This is a genomic window from Ornithinibacillus salinisoli, from assembly GCF_042684965.1.
Taxonomy (GTDB): domain Bacteria; phylum Bacillota; class Bacilli; order Bacillales; family Amphibacillaceae; genus Ornithinibacillus; species Ornithinibacillus salinisoli.
Window position 1 is genome coordinate 371,348 of the sequence record NZ_JBHUMI010000017.1, and the last position, 20,078, is coordinate 391,425.

A 20,078-nucleotide genomic window follows, 5' to 3' on the forward strand; every position below is an offset into this window, starting at 1 on the left:
TGATTAACATGAAGAGAGCACCTACAAGGCAGAAGTTACTTAATATCTTGAAAAAGGAGCATGACTTAACCATTGATGGAATAATGGAATACTTTACTATTTCTGAAATTGCCGTAAGACGACATATTCATGAACTAGAAAATCAAGGGTTGATTAAAAGGAATACGATTAAGCAGAAAATTGGTAGACCATACTATACGTATGAATTAACTGTAGAAGGGCATAGTACTTTTCCAAACCAGTATGATAAGTTGCCAGTGGAATTATTGAAGGATTTAGAGGAGTTACAAGGATCTGCTGCAGTAAATCAATTGTTAATAAGGAGAATGGAAAGAGAAAAAGCTTATTTTGAAATGGAAATTAAAGCAGATAATTTTGATCAACGTATAGCAGAGGTGGCAAAAATACAAGATGAAAAAGGATATATGGTTGAAATTGAGAAAACAGCTGAAGGTCATTATGAAATGAAAAATTACAACTGTCCCATATCCAATATAGCATCTTGTTACAAGCAAGTTTGTGATAATGAAAAGCATGTATTTGATGAGTTATTTGCTGAAAGCGAAGTCATTCCACGTTCGTGTATAACGAATGGTGATAATTTTTGTAAGTGGATAATTAGAAGACCAAATGAATGATGAGGTGTTCATACTCATCTCTTTTTTCGTGAATGTCCGATTCGTAATCTAATAATTAGTATGGGGTGAAAGGAACAATCCCATTGATTAAAGTTTTTATTTATTTTTTTAGAGAGGGTTTAATCATTGAAACGATATAAAGGCTATTTAATAGATCTAGATGGAACAATGTACCGTGGTAATGAAGTAATTGAAGAGGCGCCTGGATTTGTAAATACATTACGTGAAAAGAATATTCCTTATTTATTTTTAACAAATAATTCATCTAAAACACCAGAAGCTGTTTCTGAAAAATTAAATCAAATGGGAATTTATTCGACACCAGATCATGTTTTTACGTCAAGCATGGCTACTGCCAAATATATCAAACATCAAAAAAACAATGCACGTTGTTATGTGATTGGGGAGACCGGTCTTTACACTGCATTGGATAGAGAAGGGTTGTCAGTAACGGATGAAGAATGTGATTTTGTTGTAATGGGCATGGATCGTGACATAACTTATGAAAAATTGGCTAGAGCTTGCTTGGCAGTTAGAAATGGAGCTAAATTTGTTTCAACAAATAGCGATATAGCAGTGCCAACGGAAAGTGGATTACTTCCAGGCAATGGTTCACTTACATCGGTTGTTACTGTCAGTACTGGTGAAGATCCCATCTTTATTGGAAAACCAGAATCCATTATTATGAAAGAAGCATTGAAGGTATTAGGTACCGATGAAAAGGAAACCGTAGTTGTTGGAGATAATTACTATACAGATATTCAAGCTGGAATTAACGCTGGAATTGATACACTAATGGTTTTCACTGGTTTAACACCGTATGAAGATTTACCTAATCTAAAAGTTAAACCGACTTACCATGTGGAAAACTTATCTCAATATGAGATTACATAAGCAGTTCAAATCTGATGAAAGATATTAGGTTTATTTTATATAAACGGTCAAGATTGGATCACCCAAGATGGAGAGATTTTTCTTTCTAAGAGTAAGGGAAGCCAATTTGTATTGATATATAACAAGGTCGTACAGTTACTGTACGACCTTGTTATATGATATGCATCTATAACGGTTCAGCCAATACTGTCGCGTTACTAGACCCTTTGCTACATATTAATCATCTATTAAATCATCATCAGCTGTTGCATGTGCTAGCCTACTTGATGCAGCTGCTGCAATTGCTCCAACGATATCGTCCAAAAAGGTATGGCATTCACCAGTAGATTTATCATTTAATTTTTTTAATATACCAGGCTTTTGTTTGTCGATATAACCGTAGTTTGTAAAACCTATGGAACCATACACATTTACGATGGAAAAAGCGATAATTTCATCCACTCCATATAAACTTTCATCAATTTCAATTGTTTTTTGCAAGGGTTCATCCAATTTTTTTTGTTCAGCAAGTCGATCTAACTGTATACCTGTTAAAATTGCATTTTGAACCTCACGTTTTTTTAATACTTGGTCCACATTATTGTAGCAATCCTCCATTTTTAAATCATCATGGTATTTGGATTGTAAATAATAAACGAGTTCAGCAATATCATCTATTGTTACGCCACGTTCATTTAACCACTTTCTTGCGTTTTTCTCTAGTTCACTTTGTTTTGTTACTTCTTCCATCGTTATCACCTATCCTTAAAAATTTATCGATTTGGTCAAGATATTGTCTAGCTTTACATAAACATCTTACTAAGGAGGAGAGCATTATGAAGGAAATACTGAGATCGGAATACGGGATACAAGTAAGTGATAGAATTCATTTTAAAGGCATGGAGGGCTATAAGGATGATCAATATCTTTATTTTATCATTCCTTCCAAAAACAAGGAAACAATATATATGGAACAAGCGGCTCTTGCATATTATATATTCGAAAATGGCTATGACAATATCGCTCTGCCAATTCATAATATAAATGGTGAGTGGTTTCGTTCTCTCCAAGATGAAAGCTGTATGATTGTCAAAGTAGAACGATTACAAAGCCAATTAGCTACTACACACGGTGAGAGGGTAGCAGAATTTCATCAGTTGGGGTCAAATTATAATTTTGAACCACAAGAGATTTCTAGCTATGGACATTGGAAACAATTATGGATAAATAAATTAACGGCTTTTGAAAATAAAATACAAGAAGAGGCAAAAAGTAATATTAATTCATATAATCGTTTGGTAATGGATATCTTCCCATATATTATTGGGATCAGTGAGAATGCTATTCAATACATGCAAGAAAGTGAAAGTGAAACAAGGTATCATTTACATGATCAAGGTACGATAGCATTTCAACGATATACTAACAATCTCCAAAGTCCCATTATTTGGATGAATGATTTAGTTTATGATCATCCGGCGAGAGACATAGCAGAATACATTCGAAATCAATTGTTGTGGAACAGCGATAATAGTTATGATGAAATTGTTGCCTTCCTTCATGAGTATCAATCTATACGGCCACTTTCTGTATTTAGCTGGAAATTAATTTATGCTCGTTTAATCTTTCCTGTTCATCTATATGATTGTTTAGAAAGGGGATTTTTAAACAAAGATTTTGATGATCAATATGTAGAATTAAATGAATTAGTAGGAATACAGGAAAAATATGAGTATAAATTGGCTAATATTTTTGATGCCTTACAAATTGATCATAAAGCTTTACGGATACCTGTGTTACACTGGTTAAAAAGGAATTAATTGAGGTGAAAGGGAGAATGAAAAAGCCACGAATCTACATAACACGTAAAATTCCAGGTGAAACGATGACAGAGCTTTCAAGTAACTTTGATATTCGTATGTGGAATCATGAGGAAACCCCAGTTCCGAGAGAAGTGTTATTGGAAGAGGCTAAAAATGCGAATGGAATTGTTTGTATGCTCACGGATAATATCGATCATAAGCTGTTAGAATCCGCTCCAAATCTACAAATAATTGCTAATATGGCCGTTGGTTATGATAATATTGATGTTGAAGTTGCTAAAGAGAAAGGGGTTATCGTTACGAATACCCCAAATGTACTAACCGAGACAACAGCTGATTTAACGTTTGCCTTATTAATGGCTACTGCACGAAGAATAGTAGAGGCAAGTAATTACATTCGTGATGATAACTGGAAAGACTGGTCTCCCTATTTACTTGCTGGTTCAGATATACACGGTAAAACTATCGGAATTGTTGGTATGGGTAGAATTGGTCAGGCAGTTGCAAAGCGCGCAAAGGGTTTTGGAATGAAAATTTTGTATCATAATCGAAATAGAAAACCAGATGCTGAAAAAGAATTACAAGCCTCTTATTCAAATTTCGAAAACTTGATTTCCAAATCGGATTATGTCGTTTCCGTTGTACCTTTAACTTCAGAGACGAAATATCTTTTTAATCAAAAAGTATTTGAGCAGATGAAAGCTTCAGCAATATTTATAAATGTCTCTCGAGGACAAGTTGTGGATGAAGAAGCATTATATAGGGCATTACTTTCAAAACAAATAAAAGGTGCAGGACTAGATGTATTTGAAAATGAGCCAATTCGTAGTAACCATCCATTTTTAGCGCTTAGTAATGTTGTATGTTTACCTCACATTGGGTCAGCTAGTTTAGAGACGAGAACGGAAATGATCCAATTATGTATGGATAATATCGAAGGGTTTTTCAGAGGAACCGGAGCTAAAACACCAGTAAATTAATACAAATAAAAAAGCAGACAATACGTTATGTCTGCTTCATTTATGGTTAATATTAAAATACTTGTTCGATTTCTTTTACACCTGGTACTTCGGTTCTTAATGCACGTTCAATACCAGCTTTTAACGTAATTGTAGAACTTGGGCAATTACCACATGCACCCATGAGACGAAGAAGTACAATGCCATTTTCATCAACATCTACTAATTCCACATCTCCACCATCACGTAGTAAAAATGGGCGTAGCTTATTTAACACTTCCTGTACTTGCTCTTGCATTATCCATCTTCTCCTTTCTATCATATATTATAAAGCGAAATGATAAAAAAATCTATCAATAATTTTTCAATAATTGGGGAGTTAGTCAATTATTATTTTATCTTTATACAAAGATTTTGTAAAATAAAAGTGTCTTATAAATAAAATATACTATAATTGGGGGTTTTATGAATGGGGAAGGATAATGTAACTATTACGGTTTATGGCGCAAATCAAATTTGTGCTAGTTGTGTAGGTGCACCAAGTTCGAAGGATACGTATGAATGGTTACAGGCAGCTATAGGCAGAAAGTATTTAGATGAGTCCATTCGTTATGAATATATTGATATTAATGAGCCTCCTGAAGTAGAGAAGCATCAGAAATTTGCTGAACAGATCATGGAAGAAGATTTATTCTATCCAATTGTCTTTGTAAATGATGATATGGTCGCAGAAGGAATTCCAAGGTTGAAGACAATTTATCAAGCTTTGGATAAGCACGAAATAATATTGAAGTAACATAGAAAATGAGGGATCAACATGGAAATACCTTTTATTAAGATGCATGGACTAGGTAATAATTATATTTATTTAGATTTATTTACGCTTGATATAAATGAAAAATTACTTCCAACATTAGCACAACGTGTTTCTAATGTGAATACCGGGATCGGATCAGACGGCCTCATAATAATACACCCAAGTGATGTAGCGGAGGTTGGGATGCGGATTTTTAACAAAGATGGCTCGGAAGGGAAGAGTTGTGGCAACGGGTTACGTTGTACAGCTAAATATGCTTACGAATATGGGATTGTAGACAAGAAGAAATTTAACATTGAAACGAAAGCTGGCTTAGTAGAAGCTGAAGTCTTTGAGCATAACGGAAAAGCAGAACATATAACTATAAACATGGGTTCGCCGATATTTAATCGCTCGTCCATCCCAATGGCGGGAGAAGAAAGTGAAAAAGTAATAAAAGAGCCCTTTCTTATCGATGACAGTCAATTAGAAGTAACAGCTGTATCGATGGGAAATCCACATGCAGTATTTTTCGTGGAAAAAATTGAGGAAGCTCCATTATACGATTTAGGTCCTTCGATTGAAAAGGATAGCAGGTTTCCAGAGGGTGTTAACGTAGAATTTATAGAAGTTGTATCTGATCGTGAGTTAAATTTCCGTGTATGGGAACGTGGTTCTGGTGTGACACAGGCTTGTGGAACAGGAGCATGTGCTGCTGTAGTTGCAGCGACACTAAATAATCATGTTGCGAGAAATGAAACCATTACGGTTCATTTACAAGGTGGGGACCTAAAAATAAAATGGGATCAAGAAAATCAAGTATGGATGACTGGTGGAGCAGTAATAACAGCTATAGGAACGTACTATTTCCATGATAAAGAATAATTCATATAGTTGAATCATCGCTCTACACTTTGTATACTAGTAGTAACATGTAAAAAGGTATTTTCGAAGAAGGAGGTAATCAGAAATGCCAATTACAATTACAGATGATGCTCGTCACCAAATTCAAGATATGATGAAAGAAGAATCCGAAAATGTACGCTTGCGTTTCGGAATCAAAGGTGGCGGTTGTAGTGGATTATCCTATTCATTAGGGTTTGAATATGATATTAACGAAGAATTAGATATGGTTGATGAGATAAATGATATTCCTGTCGTTATTTTTAAACAGGATATCCCAATTATTGAAGGTACAACAATCGATTTTAAACAGAATATGATGGGCGGCGGATTTAGTATCGAAAATCCAAATGCTATTGTATCTTGCGGTTGTGGGTCTTCATTTAAAGCGAAGGATCATGAAGGTACGCCGGAAAAATGCTAAAACGAAGCTAGAATACTACAAGTGTTCTAGCTTTTTTAGTAGAAATATGTTTACGAAAGGCTATTTTCTAAAAGATTGTTGCTTTTTCAAGTAAATATCTTTCTGAGTAATTGATATAAACTGCGTAGTACTTTTTTACGTTTTTCTCTAACACTCTTTTGGATAGAGTACTACAAAATCGCTTCGGCAGAATACTTCGCAGGCTTATTTTAAAAAAAGCTTGAATTTTTATCACGATAAAAATTCAAGCTTTCAGATTAAAACATGCTTGTTGAATGTTTGGGTTGTACACGTGCAGTTGGGTCAATATATTGTTTCGCATTATTGATTGCTGTTGGACCTTCTCCAAAACCAGTAGCTATTAATTTGACCTTACCTGGATATGTACAAATATCTCCTGCAGCATAGATTCCTGGAATATTTGTCTCCATTTTCGAATTAACTACAATACTGTTCTTTTCAATTTCCAATCCCCAATCTTTGATAGGACCTAAAGTTGAAACAAAACCATAGTTACAAATTATCGAATCAACATCCAATTCGACTTTTTTATCGCCTTTTACTTCCTCTAATAATAATTTTTCGATTTTATCATGAGCGACAATATCAGTAGGTACAAATGGTGTTAACACTTCTACACTTGAATTCATTAATTGTTCAACACTATGTTCATGGGCACGGAATTTATCTCGGCGATGTACTAATGTTACTTTTTCGGCTATTGGTTCAAGCATTAATGCCCAATCTACTGCCGAATCACCACCACCTAAGAGTACAACCTTTTGTCCTTTGTATTGATTCATGTCTTTCACATAGTAATGCATATTAATTCCTTCATAGTTTTCAGAATCACCAACATTCAATCGTCGCGGTTGGAACGCACCATTACCTGCAGTGATAATAATTGTCTTGGTGAAATGAACCTCTTTATTGGAAGTTAACTTAAATGACCCATCCTCAAGTCGTTCCACTTCATCTATCGATTGGCCTAGGACGATAGTAGGATCGAATAAATTTGCTTGCTCCTCTAAGTTGTCCACTAACTCCTGAGCACGGACCTTTGGAAAACCTGCAATATCATATATATATTTCTCTGGATATAGAGCGGTTAATTGCCCTCCAGTATGTGGTAAGCTTTCAATGATTTTAACACTTGCTTGACGCATACCACCGTAAAAAGCTGTAAATAAACCGGCTGGTCCAGCTCCAATAATGGTTACATCAAATACCTTTTCTGACATACTATATTACCCCCATTTCAAGAACTACTTATGCCACTAACATAGTATCATAAATAATAGTAAATTGCGTAATTATTGTTTGAATCGATAATCTGAATAGTAAAAAAAAACTATTATGGGTTGAAAAAAATACGTAAAAGAGCTAATATTATCTGTGGGTAAAGTATTACGATTTTGTGACAGGTACATAACAAATTTTTCATTTCTTATACCTATGTACGTGAAAGAAATCACATATACAAAATTTGTAATATGCAATCATAGATTTATAATACTATAAATGGAAGTGATCGAGAGTGAAGAATCCGAACGTAGTAGTTTTAGGTGCAGGTTATGGGGGATTAATGACCACTGTTAAATTACAGAAGTCATTAGGAGTAAACGAAGCAAACATCACTTTAGTTAACAAGAACGACTATCATTATCAAACAACATGGTTACATGAAACAGCAGCTGGTACGATACATCATGATCAAACACGTATTCCACTAAAGGATGTCGTGAATATGAGCAAAGTGAATTTTGTACAAGACACAGTAGTTGAAATCAAACCAGAAGAAAAGAAAGTAAAATTAGCTAATGGTGAGTTAGCGTATGATATTTTAGTTATTGGTCTTGGTTTTGAACCAGCTACATTTGGTATACCAGGACTTGAAGAAAATGCATTCATGATTAGTGATATCAATAGCTCACGTCTTATTAGAGAGCACTTAGAGCATAATTTTGCGATGTATCATAATGAAGAAGAAAAAAATCCAGCTCGTTTAAACATTGTAGTTGGTGGTGGTGGATTTACAGGTATTGAATTTGTAGGTGAATTAGCAAACCGTATTCCAGAACTATGTGAGGAATATGATATTGATAAAGCCCAAGTACGTATTATTAACGTCGAGGGAGCACCTACCGTATTACCTGGATTTGATCCAGAGCTAGTTGAATATGCAATGAATTCACTAGAATCTCGTGGTGTTGAATTTATCACAGGTGCATTACTGAAAGAAGCAAAAACAGACGGTATTGTTTATGAAAAAGACGGAAAACAAGTAGAAATACCAACAATGACAACTGTTTGGGCAGCTGGTGTCCGTGCTAACTCTATTGTTGAAAAATCTGGCTTTGAGAATAACCGTGGTAAAATTGAAGTACGCAAGGATATGCGTTCTCCAGAATATGATGATGTGTTTGTAGTAGGTGACTGTGCGTTGATTTGGAATCCAGAAGGAGATCGTCCTTATCCTCCAACTGCTCAAATTGCATTACAACAAGCAGATACCATTGCACATAATGTAAAAGCACTCGTTAAAGGACATCAAGAATTAGATAGCTTTGAATTTAATTCGCTTGGAACATTGGCATCTCTTGGTCATAATGATGCAGTAGGTGTTATTATGAACAACCGCAAAGTATTTGGCTGGAAAGCTACGTTCATGAAAAAGATGAGTGATAATCGTTACCTTCTTAAATTGGGCGGCGTTGGTTTGATGCTGAAAAAAGGAAAATTTAATTTCTTTTATTAATTGACAAATTATTGAACAGTATATCAGTTTATTGCACCATAAAAAGCAAAGACAGCTAATTGTCTTTGCTTTTTTTATCATTTATTTATAGAATGTATCTAGTATGAATAACTTCGATTGATAAAGGGGAATATACATTGATACAGCTTATCGTTTCTATTTTACTATTTTTTGTTATCTTTTTTGGGATAGCCTTTATCTTAAATATGCTATTAAGACGAACTTGGCTAATGGCTTTTATATATCCAATAATTATTATTTTAATTATTGATAATATGGCAACCACGAAATATTTTACAGAACCAGGAGTTGCTTTCGAGGCATTATGGACGAAGGTAGGCAATTTAACTACCATCGATATTGCCATCCTATTGGCTGGATTTGTAGGAACTATTGTTTCTGGATTAGTCATTAAGTATTTACGTAAAAATGGATACCAAATGTTTTAATTTTTTAATTATTAATACTTAAATGGACTGTTTTTATCCTAATTATGAATAAAATGTTACTAGATTGGAAATGATGACATCCAGAGAGGTGTTATTATTGAAAATCAGTAAAATTATGAGAAGGATAAGTATGACGATCTTGTTCTTGGCAGCATTTTTGACGACACTTTCAAGTATCTCAAATGTCACCTTTGCAGATGTACAAGTCATGCTTGAATCAGATTCTTTAGGTGATTCTGTATCCACTATAGATTATAAACAGGTGGAACATAGAAATGTAGCTTTAGAGGAAAAATCACTAAAACAACTAAAAGAGAAAAAAACATATATTTCAAGTGAAGAAATTGAAGGTCCGAAAACGTTAGAAGAAGCAGTCAATTATGAGCAGTATCCTAGTGCGACAGTTGTTGCTACAGGCTATACAGCTGGAGTGGAATCAACTGGAAAAACACCAGATCATCCACAATATGGGATCACGTATTCTGGTGTAAAGGTAAAACGTGACATATATTCTACGATTGCTGCCGATCTATCTGTATATCCTATTGGAACGATTATGTTTATACCTGATTATGGATTCGGCGTTGTTGCTGACAAAGGTGGAGCAATCAATGGGAATAAAATTGACTTATATTATGAAACAGTAGAAGATGTTTATGCCGAATGGGGTAAAAAAGAAGTAGATGTCTTCATTATTGAAATGGGTGACGGGAATCTAACAGAAGAAACGTTACTAGAATTAAATGAAGATGAAGCATTACAAGTATTTAGAGAGCAGATGAATAAGAGTTAAAAAACTACAAAAATGGACTTCCCGATAACATATCAGGAAGTCCATTTTACTATCAATATAGTTGATAAAGTAAAAAAGCAATTAATATACCAAATAGTCCGCCAAAGAATACTTCAATTGGTTGATGTCCTAATAATTCTTTTAGCTCTTTACGTTTTTGATACTCTTCTTTTTTATTCCAATCTTTTGCTTCATCCACAAAATGTTGGAAATCTTTTATAAGCATATTAAGTACTACGGCTTGTTCTCCTGCATGTCTACGTACACCAGAGGCATCAAACATGATGATGACACTAAAAATGCATGCAATAGCGAACATGGATGAAGTAAAGCCTTCAACAATACCAATACTAGTAGATAAAGCAGTCACAGCAGCAGAGTGGCTACTAGGCATACCACCTGTACTAAATGCTAAGCTTGGTTTAAATTCCTTTGTAGCTAATAATGTAATAGGAATTTTAATTACTTGAGCAAGGATAATTGCAGAAAAAGCTGCCCACAAAGGAAAATTTAAAAATATTTCCATGATGTAAATGCTTCCTTTCTTCATTATGATCGGTATTGTCATTGCGTAAGATTATTATTATTAGACAATACAATCATTTTATCATAAGGGAAGAACAAAATCATGGAAAAAAAGCCTTATCTGTGATGAAGCTTAAGCAGCTACCTTCCGTTTAAATGTAATTCGCTTTGCGAGATTTACCATAAATACAGCAGCTAAACAGGCCAATGCACCATCTTTAATCATAAATGGAATCATACCTGACCAAGCTAAAGCATAAGAGATATTTAATTCTAGCCATGTATTCATGGCTAGGTACATGTATGTGACCCCAATTCCATAATTTATAAATAAACCAATAATTGCTGCAAAAGTATATAGCGAAATCGAGTTCTTAGTATTTTTTTCTGTTATCCAACCAACGAAAAAGGCCATAAATATAAAAGAAATAATAAATCCACCGGTCGGACTAATTAAGGCTAATGGACCTGCTGAAAAGTTAGCAAAAATTGGTACACCAGCAACTCCGACTAGCATATAGGTTACCATCGCAATACTTCCAAGCTTCTTACCTAACATTAATCCAGCTAAAATAGCAAAGAATGTTTGCAAAGATAATGGAACAGTCGCTCCTCCGATTGGTATGGCGAGCATTGGAAACCAAACAGTAATATTCGCTCCTATTGCCATTAAGCAAACAAAAACGGCACCAAAAGTTAAATCAATAGCACGCAAATTCATATATATCTTCTCCTCTCTATATTTGATATTAGCTTTGCTTTTTTTAATTGTCAACCATTTTTTTATTAGGTTAACAATAACTGCAAGAAAAAACAGTTTTTCAATAAAATCTTGAAAAACTGTCTTCGTTCGTTAGCTAATATTACTTAATCGCAGCTTCTAAGGCAATCTCCATCATCTCATTAAAAGTGGTTTGTCGCTCATCAGCAGATGTTTCTTCACCAGTTAAAATGTGATCTGATACAGTTAGTATGGATAATGCTTGGCGATCAAATTTTGCTGCTAAAGTATATAATGCTGTCGTTTCCATTTCAACTGCTAGTACGTTATAGTTTGCAAGTAATTCATTAACTTCTTTAGCATTGTCTCGATAAAATGTATCACTAGTAAAGACATTACCAACCCGAAGATTCATACCTTTTTCTGTACCAACATCATATGCCTTTTTCAATAAATCAAAATCTGCTAATGGGGCATAATCAATTCCATTGAAAATCATACGATTTATTTGTGAGTCTGTTGTTGATCCTTGAGCAAGAATGACATCACGAACCTTGACATCCTTTTGAATTGCTCCACAAGTACCAACACGGATTAATTTTTTTACATCATAACTTTGAATTAATTCATTCACATAAATAGAGATAGATGGAACACCCATCCCTGTACCTTGTACAGATACTCGCTCTCCTTTATAAGTTCCTGTATATCCATACATGCCACGAACCTGATTATATTGGGAGACATCATCTAAAAATGTATCTGCTATATATTTTGCACGTAGAGGGTCTCCTGGAAGTAAGATTTTATCTGCTATTTCACCTTGTTTTGCTCCAATATGTACACTCATTTTCTAATCCTCCTAGTTAATCCTATCAAAAATAACATTAGCATATTGTAATTTTAAAAACAAACGATTTCAAAATCATACAAATTGGTTTTCATAGAGCTCAAAATTGTATATAATACAATTAGTTCAATTATTCACGAGTTGAATTGATTTTATTAGTGAAAAATTGCATACAATAGTACATATTCAATTTGTACAAGTAAACAATATGATTGGAAGGATGAATGAAAATGAAAGAAAAAACATTTACAATAACGGCAGATACTGGTGTACATGCTCGTCCAGCTACATTGTTAGTAAATAAAGCAGGTCAATATCAATCAGATGTAGAACTTACTTATAATGATAAAACTGTAAACCTAAAATCAATTATGGGTGTTATGTCACTTGGTATTCCTAAAGATGCTGAAATTAAAGTTACTGCAAACGGTAATGATGAAGATGAAGCAATCGCTGGAGTAGAAGAAGTAATTAAAGAAAACTTAGGTGAATAATAAAAAGTCTAGAGAGTGTTTTCTCTAGACTTTTTCATTGATAATAACTTTTTCCATATTCTCTTTGTTCGAGGTTCTCTAACGTATTTAATGCTTTCTTGTTAAATTCTGTATCTTTCATGGATAATTGTTCTTTTAGTCTGTCTATTGCTTTCAGGAGTGATTCTTTATAATTTGGTATCCCTTCCTCATAAGGGAAAACAGCCCCTTTTAGAACATTCATTTTTTCAAATTTAGCAAGAGCTTTCCTTTCATGAAAGAATACCCCATCCACTTGTTTGGGATGATGGAGGTCACCTTGCATAGGGTGTTTCTCTACACCCAGTACCTTAACTAAATAACTTTCCCCTCGATCTTCAACGATTTCTCCTATGTAAACGCCAGATTTATAATTAGCCCGAACATGCTCACCGATCGAAACATTTCCCAATATATTCACGCACCTTTCCATTCTATTTTGCCAAATATATTACAAATTAGCGAACATTTGCTTTTTCTATTTATGAAATCAGATATTTGTTATACTATAATTCAGAAGGACGTGATTAACATGATGGAGTTTCTTTATTTTCCAGATGATAAATCAGAATATATCCCAGCAATTATTACATTGGTTGTATTTATGATTGGTGCGGCATTCACAATGTATTTTTTATTTAAGAAATCAAAAAAAGAAGAGAAAGACTTTGATGAAAAATATAAGCAATTAGATAATGAATTTAAAGATTAAGTAAAAAAGCAGGAATTTACCTACTGAATAAGGTTAACTCCCGCTTTTCCTTATGTTTACTCCTTTACTTTTTTGGAATACTAATTGTAGATCGATTGTAAAGGAGTAATTAACATGCGTTTTTTATTTTTAATGCTATTATTCGTTTTAGCTTCCTGTCAACCAAACGAAGAGATTACATCTAAAACGGTTGATATGTATAATACTGATGGAGATATGGTCGGAACCGCAGAACTAACTGAACAACCGGATGGTGTAGAAGTGAAACTTACTTTAGAAGGGTTAACTCCCGGTTTTCATGGAGCACATATTCATGAGTTTCCGATATGTGAAGGACCAGATTTTCAATCAGCTGGAAATCATTTAGATCCAGAAGGGAATGAACATGGATTGATGCACCCAGACGGAGCTCATTTAGGGGATTTACCGAACGTAGAAGCAGATGATGGGGGACTTGTCGATGCTGAATTAATGTTAGCGGGTGCTACGCTAACAGATGGTAAAAATTCAATCTTAACTGGAGAAGGCACTTCGTTAGTTATTACTGAGGGGCAGGATGATGGTGTTAGTCAGCCTGCTGGTGATTCTGGGGCTCGAGTTCTTTGTGGAGAAATAAAGTCAGGTAAACAGGATGAGTCTACAGAGTCACCGGAATCTCCTACAGACCCAACTGACACGAATGAGGATCAAGGGAAATAAGAAAGGCAACATATATTAATTAGAAAATCAAGAGTATAAAAGCAGCTGTACAAACGCTCAGAAATTTTTTCTGAGCGTTTGTGCAAAATAACTTGTATTTTAAAGCAATAGATCCGCTAAAGCAGGTTAAGATTAAGAAGCAAACTTGTAGCGGACATGTCAGCAAGCTCCATAGAAAAAGCTTTTTTTACTTCTTATTCGTAATAGCATCGATTATTCGTTGTACACCCTCTTCTAAGATCACTCTTGGACAAGCAATATTCATACGCATGAACTTAGATCCATCTTCCCCATATTCAATACCGGTATTTAGACCTACTTTAGCTTTTTCTATCATAAATTTCTTCAAAGCCTTATCATCCATCTCTAACGAATTGCAATCTATCCAAACCAAATATGTACCTTCTGAACGAATTACTTGAAGGCTAGTATGTTTTTCAAGCATTTCTGTAACATAATTTCGGTGTTCATATAATACGGTCCGTAATTCATCTAGCCATTTATCCCCATGTTTATATGCTGCTTCGAGTGCTGTCGTTGCCATTGTATTAAGAAGATGGTGTCCTTGCTTTGACAAATTATCATCTAATAATCCTCGATTCGTTTTATTAGATGTAATAATATAGGATGCTTGTAATCCAGCAAGATTAAATGTTTTGGATGGAGCCATACAAGTAATCGTACGGTCCGCGATTTCATCTGAAAGTGACGCAATCGGTATATGAAGTTCATCAGGATTGATAAGGTCAGCATGTATTTCATCCGAAAAGATCATTACGTTATATTTCATACACAGTTGGGCCATTTCTGTTAATTCTTCCTTTGTCCAGACTCTTCCTACTGGATTATGAGGAGAGCATAAAATAAATGCTTTTACACCACTTTTTAGTTTTTCTTCAAAGTCATGAAAATCAATATGATAATAATTATTTCTAAGTACCAGTGGATTCTTTATCACATGGCGATCGTGTTTTTCAATGACACTATAAAAAGGTGTGTATACCGGTGTTTGTATCAAAATCTTATCTTCTGGTTTTGTAAATGTCTGAATAGCCATAAGAAGGCTTGTAACTACTCCTGGACTAAATGATAGCCATGCTTTATTTATCTCCCAACTATGGCGCTTTACATGCCAGTTTGTTATTGCATCTTTCACGGAGTTATCAATAACCGTATATCCATATATACCATGCCTAGCCCGATCTATAATTGCCTCGTTTACTTCTTCAGGTGCTCTGAAATCCATGTCCGCTACCCACATAGGAAGTACCTCTGTTGACTGAAATACTGCATCAAGCATATCCCATTTTACTGAACGGGTATTTCTTCGTTCATGGACCTGATTAAATATTTTCATAACTAAACCTCCTAATATTTCATTAAGGTTATTATAACGAAGCAATAAATAAAATGATATTATTAAACTTACAAGTGAAAAAGCAAAAAAAAAGCAAAGCGTTAAACGCCTTGCTTACAGGGGGAATACGAGAAAGTCTTACGATAATAGTTTTACCCTGTTACAATATATTTAAACATGTTTTTTTTATTTTTTTATTTTGATGAAACATTTCCACGTAAAAGATTCGTTTAATAGATAAGGTAAAGGGGGAGAAAGTAGTGGAAGAGGGGCAGTTAATTCAATTAGTAAAAGAAAATGATGAAAACGCATTCGAGCAACTTATAGAAAAATATAAACCCATCGTAGAACGTTTTGCTTTTCAATTCGGGGTAAGTCCTGAATACATACCAGATATTGTTCAAGAAACATTTATAAAAGTTTATCGCAAACTTCACCAGTACAACTCGGGGAGATTATCGACATGGATTTACCGTATCACTTTAAATACTGCAAGAGATCATTTTCGTAAACAACAAAAAGATAAAAAGGTATTACATAAAGCTACAGAAATTCAGAAAATGCAACATAGTTATGGGTATTATTTTGAAAAAGAGGAACATGTAATAATCCACGAATGCTTACAAGATATGGATCAGAAGTATAGATCACCTTTGATCTTATTTTACTTTCATGATAAAACGTACGATGATATTGGCAAGATCCTTAGACTGAAAACATCCGTAGTGAAAACAAGAATTCATCGAGCAAAAAAGCATCTCAAAAAAGCATATGAAAAAATGGAGGTACAGGAGGTGTTGTTACATGGATGAGAAAAAACTAGATGAATTATTAGACGAAATGAAAGAAGGTTATGAGCATCTTCCGGATTTTATTGATAATCATACTGTTATGGTAAAACTTGATGAGGAAAAGGGGAAAAAGAATTGGAAGAGATGGATGCCATCTATAGCTGCTATTTTCGGGTTATTTCTATTCATTATAATGACTTTAACATTTATGGATTCGGAAGGACGATTAGCAAATAAATCCGAATCAACTGATGAGAAAGAAGGAGCAATGGAGGATGACCAAGATGAAAATAATATGGAATTGGAAAACAAAGTAAAGGATTTAGAGAAAATAAAGTTTATTGACGAATTGGAAGCTTATCTAGAAGAGGCTAAAGAAGAATTCCGTAAGAACCTTGGAATAGAAAATATTGACCAATTTCATGAAGTTCAACAAGCTCAATCCTATATATCAGACATTAGAAATGATAATGAAATAATGCAACATTATAGTTTGGATGAAGCAAAGGAAGTAATTGATAGTATTTTTGTTACACCTAATATGTTAGTTGAACAAATCAATAATAATTCGGGAAAAGTTGAGGAACAACTTTCATATTATTTTCACCTAGCAACATCATTCCACTATTCATTGCAAAATGCTTTTTCTGAATTACTTATAGAATATCGAATAACGGAAGAGAACCAAGATGAATTAGTAGAATTTCAAGAGAATCTTGATCAATATAGTGGTCCAAAAGAAATGGTTCAATTTCTGAAAGCGGTGAAGAAAAATGGGTATCTCATTGAACAAGATAAAACGGGTAAACTTTCAGTAACAATTGATTATGATCATATTTTTAATCAAATAAATTCTTGGAATGTAAAAGAAGGATACGTCAGGTATTTTAAGGTCGTTTCTTCTGTAGAGACTTCAGGAGGGGATCCATTCGAAATGGAATGGGATCAATTTGATACCGCTCTTCTTGAATTAGAAGATATCTATTTCACTTATAAAGATGATTTAGATGAAATGATTAGGAATGAAATTATTCACACAACAGGATATTACTTGAATCTCTATTTAACACAAAGTTTTGGTGCGCAAATAGATCAGCCAATTGATGCAGAGCAGGAATATAGATCTTTTTTAGAGAATCATCGTGATTCTATCTATTGGTCTCTTGTTAATCAGGCAGTTAAAAAATACGAAGAGAACGAGTGGATGGCCAATATTGAACTAAATGATGAATTCCATGCTATTTCGAGGAAGTTAAGAATCCTAATGAATGAAAATTTCGCTAATGTAAATATTGATGATATTATTTGGATAAATCGTTGGCCGATCGATGCAGGGACAAATCAAATCTATGGTGATTATCATGAGGAACATGACGCTGAAATGTTACAAGACTTATCAGCATTTGAGATGACATCACTATTTACTTATGCACACTCTAAAGGTGATCTCGATACGTACTATTCTTTATTTGCAAGTGATAGTAAGTGGGCGGAAATGGATAAAGAGTCGATTCGGGAAGAACTTTATAACAGAAACTCTTTTATTAATACAGCTCAAAATTCCGAATTTGTCGTTTTAGAAAAAACAGATGAGAATAGGGTTAATTTATTTTTCATTCAATGGGAGGAAATATTAGGTAGTATCCAGATGTCAAAAGTAGACGGTGTTTGGAAAGTTTATGATCTATCTACTGACTAATGAGAAACACCTCATGTTCTAGGCATGAGGTGTTTTGCACTTTATTTTAATCGTTTTTCTAATTCTTCTTTCTCTTTTTCAAAGCCAGGTTTGCCAAGTAATGCAAACATGTTTTTCTTGTAAGCTTCTACTCCTGGTTGATCAAATGGATTTACGCCAAGTAGGTATCCACTTATTGCACAAGCTTTTTCAAAGAAATAAACCATGTAACCAAAGGTATATGCATCAAGGGCAGGTAGTTCAATGATTAAGTTCGGAACATTTCCATCCGTATGCGCTAGTAATGTTCCTTGAAATGCTTTGTCATTAATTTCGTGGATTGTTTTACCTGCTAGGTAGTTTAGTCCATCCGAGTTTCCTTCGTCCGCTTCTAATGTCATTTCTTTCTTTGGAGAATTAACATGTAATACAGTTTCGAATAAGTCACGACGTCCATCTTGGATATACTGTCCTAAAGAATGAAGATCTGTTGTAAAATTAGCCGAAGCTGGGAAGATCCCTTTTTGGTCTTTTCCTTCACTTTCTCCGAATAACTGCTTCCACCATTCTGCGAAATATTGTAAATGAGGTTCGTAGTTAACTAGCATTTCTACCGTTTTCCCTTTATTATAAAGCACGTTACGTACAACAGCGTATTGGTAAGCTGGATTATTGGCTAACGAGGGTTCACTAAAATCGTTCATTGCTTGTTTAGCACCATGCATCATGCTATCCATATCAACGCCGCTAACAGCGATAGGAAGTAACCCTACGGCAGTTAACACAGAGAATCGTCCACCTACATCATCAGGAATGACAAATGTTTCATATCCTTCTTCATCAGCAACCGTTTTTAATGCTCCTCTAGCTTTATCGGTTGTAGCATAAATCCGGTTTTTTGCTTCTTCTTTCCCATACTTCTCTTCTAGATACTTTTTGAAAATCCGGAAAGCGATCGCTGGTTCGGTTGTTGTACCACTTTTAGAAATGATGTTAATTGACACATCTTTTCCTTCCAGTACGTCAAATAGCTCATTCATATATGTAGAACTCATATGATGTCCAACGAAAATAACCTGTGGTGTTTGACGTTTTTCCTTGGTTAATAAGTTTTGGAATGAATGATTTAACATCTCCAGCGCGGCTTTTGCACCTAAGTATGAGCCACCAATTCCAATAACAAGTAAAACATCGGAGTCTTTCTTTATTTTGTCAGATGCTGATTTAATACGACTATATTCATCCTTATCATAGTTTTCCGGTAGATCTATCCAGCCAAGGAAATCATTACCTGGGCCAGTTTTGTTATGTAAAGCTTCATGTGCTACCTGAACAAAGCCATCTAAATTATCAATTTCCTGTTGTTCAAAAAACTGAAGTGCATTATCATATGAAAATTGAATATGCGTCATGTTCGTCCTCCTCTATGAGAAAAATCTCAAGTACAAATTTTGTTTTCCATATTACTTTATCGAAGTAATGTTGTGAAATCAAGAAGGAAACTGTTTATAGTTTGACAAATTATAGGCAAACCATCCAAATTAATAGAAATAGCTCTTTTCGAATCGTATGCACAATTGATGTAAAATGCGCATTAACTTAATATGTTGGTTGGTGCCTTTACCTCGCTCCAGAAATACACTTCGCTTTCCGCGGGCGGCTGGTGAGCCTCCTCGTGCTGGCGCACTGTGGGGTCTCACCGATGCCTTTCCTCGAGGCTGCTGAAAAAGTCCAGAAAAAGTCGAAGGTATACCCAAAAAGCTTCTGATTTAGATTATAATAGAACTAATATACTTGAAGCGGTGATTAAAATGTTA

Annotated in this window: 24 protein-coding genes; 15 read left to right on the forward strand and 9 right to left on the reverse strand. The window is 34.4% G+C overall.

Going from position 1 to position 20,078, the window contains the following annotated elements:
* The first annotated feature begins 8 nt into the window (after positions 1-8).
* Entirely contained in the window at positions 9-638 is a 630-nt protein-coding gene (locus tag ACFSTA_RS15840) for a helix-turn-helix transcriptional regulator (RefSeq protein ID WP_377557774.1), read from the forward strand.
* 126 nt (positions 639-764) lie between these two features.
* Entirely contained in the window at positions 765-1,532 is a 768-nt protein-coding gene (locus ACFSTA_RS15845; protein ID WP_377557775.1) for a TIGR01457 family HAD-type hydrolase, read from the forward strand.
* Positions 1,533-1,748: 216 nt separating this feature from the next.
* On the opposite strand, the gene ACFSTA_RS15850 is transcribed toward ACFSTA_RS15845, so the two are convergent.
* Complete coding sequence (locus tag ACFSTA_RS15850; protein ID WP_377557776.1) at positions 1,749-2,261, reverse strand: phosphatidylglycerophosphatase A family protein; 513 nt, start codon at positions 2,259-2,261, stop codon at positions 1,749-1,751.
* Between the two features lie 86 nt (positions 2,262-2,347).
* Between ACFSTA_RS15850 and ACFSTA_RS15855 the strand changes: the two genes are divergently transcribed.
* Positions 2,348-3,331 (forward strand): hypothetical protein, encoded by a 984-nt coding sequence (locus ACFSTA_RS15855; RefSeq protein ID WP_377557777.1) that lies wholly within the window; start codon positions 2,348-2,350, stop codon positions 3,329-3,331.
* A 17-nt stretch (positions 3,332-3,348) separates the two neighbouring features.
* Complete coding sequence (locus ACFSTA_RS15860) at positions 3,349-4,314, forward strand: 2-hydroxyacid dehydrogenase (RefSeq protein WP_377557778.1); 966 nt, start codon at positions 3,349-3,351, stop codon at positions 4,312-4,314.
* A 52-nt stretch (positions 4,315-4,366) separates the two neighbouring features.
* Here ACFSTA_RS15860 and ACFSTA_RS15865 read toward each other — a convergent pair whose 3' ends face one another.
* Positions 4,367-4,615, reverse strand: a complete 249-nt coding sequence (locus ACFSTA_RS15865; RefSeq protein WP_377557779.1) for a NifU family protein — start codon at positions 4,613-4,615, stop codon at positions 4,367-4,369.
* Positions 4,616-4,762: 147 nt separating this feature from the next.
* On the opposite strand from ACFSTA_RS15865, the gene ACFSTA_RS15870 reads away from it, so the two are divergent.
* From ACFSTA_RS15870 to ACFSTA_RS15880, 3 genes are all read left to right on the forward strand, one after another.
* On the forward strand, positions 4,763-5,089 hold the full coding sequence (locus ACFSTA_RS15870; protein ID WP_377557780.1) for a YuzD family protein: 327 nt from the start codon (positions 4,763-4,765) through the stop codon (positions 5,087-5,089).
* A gap of 21 nt (positions 5,090-5,110) precedes the next feature.
* Positions 5,111-5,974, forward strand: a complete 864-nt coding sequence (gene dapF / locus ACFSTA_RS15875; protein ID WP_377557781.1) for a diaminopimelate epimerase — start codon at positions 5,111-5,113, stop codon at positions 5,972-5,974.
* Between the two features lie 85 nt (positions 5,975-6,059).
* Entirely contained in the window at positions 6,060-6,416 is a 357-nt protein-coding gene (locus ACFSTA_RS15880; protein WP_377557782.1) for a HesB/IscA family protein, read from the forward strand.
* A gap of 257 nt (positions 6,417-6,673) precedes the next feature.
* Here the strand turns inward: ACFSTA_RS15880 and ACFSTA_RS15885 are convergent, their stop codons facing one another.
* Positions 6,674-7,657, reverse strand: a complete 984-nt coding sequence (locus ACFSTA_RS15885; RefSeq protein WP_377557784.1) for an NAD(P)/FAD-dependent oxidoreductase — start codon at positions 7,655-7,657, stop codon at positions 6,674-6,676.
* A gap of 296 nt (positions 7,658-7,953) precedes the next feature.
* Between ACFSTA_RS15885 and ACFSTA_RS15890 the strand changes: the two genes are divergently transcribed.
* The 3 genes from ACFSTA_RS15890 (at position 7,954) to ACFSTA_RS15900 (ending at position 10,416) form a co-directional block, all read left to right on the forward strand.
* Positions 7,954-9,174: an NAD(P)/FAD-dependent oxidoreductase gene (locus ACFSTA_RS15890; protein ID WP_377557786.1), complete on the forward strand. Its 1,221-nt coding sequence runs from the start codon at positions 7,954-7,956 to the stop codon at positions 9,172-9,174.
* Positions 9,175-9,311: 137 nt separating this feature from the next.
* The gene (locus tag ACFSTA_RS15895; protein WP_377557787.1) at positions 9,312-9,623 is read left to right on the forward strand and encodes a YuiB family protein; all 312 of its coding nucleotides are present in this window, start codon (positions 9,312-9,314) and stop codon (positions 9,621-9,623) included.
* A 97-nt stretch (positions 9,624-9,720) separates the two neighbouring features.
* Positions 9,721-10,416, forward strand: coding sequence for a 3D domain-containing protein (locus ACFSTA_RS15900; RefSeq protein ID WP_377557788.1), 696 nt, complete (start codon positions 9,721-9,723; stop codon positions 10,414-10,416).
* 52 nt (positions 10,417-10,468) lie between these two features.
* Here the strand turns inward: ACFSTA_RS15900 and ACFSTA_RS15905 are convergent, their stop codons facing one another.
* The 3 genes from ACFSTA_RS15905 to deoD all read right to left on the reverse strand — a co-directional run bounded on the left by ACFSTA_RS15905 (position 10,469) and on the right by deoD (position 12,512).
* Positions 10,469-10,942 carry a divergent PAP2 family protein gene (locus ACFSTA_RS15905; RefSeq protein ID WP_377557790.1) on the reverse strand — a complete coding sequence of 158 codons (474 nt, stop codon included), beginning with the start codon at positions 10,940-10,942 and terminating at the stop codon, positions 10,469-10,471.
* Positions 10,943-11,074: 132 nt separating this feature from the next.
* On the reverse strand, positions 11,075-11,662 hold the full coding sequence (locus tag ACFSTA_RS15910; protein ID WP_377557791.1) for a biotin transporter BioY: 588 nt from the start codon (positions 11,660-11,662) through the stop codon (positions 11,075-11,077).
* 142 nt (positions 11,663-11,804) lie between these two features.
* Positions 11,805-12,512, reverse strand: a complete 708-nt coding sequence (gene deoD / locus ACFSTA_RS15915) for a purine-nucleoside phosphorylase (RefSeq protein WP_377557792.1) — start codon at positions 12,510-12,512, stop codon at positions 11,805-11,807.
* A 230-nt stretch (positions 12,513-12,742) separates the two neighbouring features.
* On the opposite strand from deoD, the gene ACFSTA_RS15920 reads away from it, so the two are divergent.
* The gene (locus tag ACFSTA_RS15920; protein ID WP_377557814.1) at positions 12,743-13,006 is read left to right on the forward strand and encodes a phosphocarrier protein HPr; all 264 of its coding nucleotides are present in this window, start codon (positions 12,743-12,745) and stop codon (positions 13,004-13,006) included.
* 34 nt (positions 13,007-13,040) lie between these two features.
* On the opposite strand, the gene ACFSTA_RS15925 is transcribed toward ACFSTA_RS15920, so the two are convergent.
* The gene (locus ACFSTA_RS15925; protein ID WP_377557793.1) at positions 13,041-13,436 is read right to left on the reverse strand and encodes a kinase-associated lipoprotein B; all 396 of its coding nucleotides are present in this window, start codon (positions 13,434-13,436) and stop codon (positions 13,041-13,043) included.
* Positions 13,437-13,556: 120 nt separating this feature from the next.
* Here ACFSTA_RS15925 and ACFSTA_RS15930 point away from each other — a divergent pair, with 120 nt between their 5' ends.
* Positions 13,557-13,736: a hypothetical protein gene (locus ACFSTA_RS15930; protein WP_377557794.1), complete on the forward strand. Its 180-nt coding sequence runs from the start codon at positions 13,557-13,559 to the stop codon at positions 13,734-13,736.
* A gap of 114 nt (positions 13,737-13,850) precedes the next feature.
* Positions 13,851-14,435 carry a superoxide dismutase family protein gene (locus tag ACFSTA_RS15935; protein WP_377557795.1) on the forward strand — a complete coding sequence of 195 codons (585 nt, stop codon included), beginning with the start codon at positions 13,851-13,853 and terminating at the stop codon, positions 14,433-14,435.
* 187 nt (positions 14,436-14,622) lie between these two features.
* Here the strand turns inward: ACFSTA_RS15935 and ACFSTA_RS15940 are convergent, their stop codons facing one another.
* On the reverse strand, positions 14,623-15,792 hold the full coding sequence (locus tag ACFSTA_RS15940; protein WP_377557796.1) for a MalY/PatB family protein: 1,170 nt from the start codon (positions 15,790-15,792) through the stop codon (positions 14,623-14,625).
* Positions 15,793-16,052: 260 nt separating this feature from the next.
* Between ACFSTA_RS15940 and ACFSTA_RS15945 the strand changes: the two genes are divergently transcribed.
* Both ACFSTA_RS15945 and ACFSTA_RS15950 read left to right on the forward strand, forming a co-directional pair.
* Positions 16,053-16,604, forward strand: coding sequence for an RNA polymerase sigma factor (locus ACFSTA_RS15945; RefSeq protein ID WP_377557797.1), 552 nt, complete (start codon positions 16,053-16,055; stop codon positions 16,602-16,604).
* Entirely contained in the window at positions 16,597-18,282 is a 1,686-nt protein-coding gene (locus tag ACFSTA_RS15950; RefSeq protein ID WP_377557799.1) for a hypothetical protein, read from the forward strand. Before ACFSTA_RS15945 ends, ACFSTA_RS15950 begins: the two co-directional genes overlap by 8 nt.
* Positions 18,283-18,323: 41 nt before the next feature.
* On the opposite strand, the gene ACFSTA_RS15955 is transcribed toward ACFSTA_RS15950, so the two are convergent.
* Positions 18,324-19,673 (reverse strand): glucose-6-phosphate isomerase, encoded by a 1,350-nt coding sequence (locus tag ACFSTA_RS15955; protein WP_377557800.1) that lies wholly within the window; start codon positions 19,671-19,673, stop codon positions 18,324-18,326.
* Positions 19,674-20,078 lie beyond the last annotated feature (405 nt).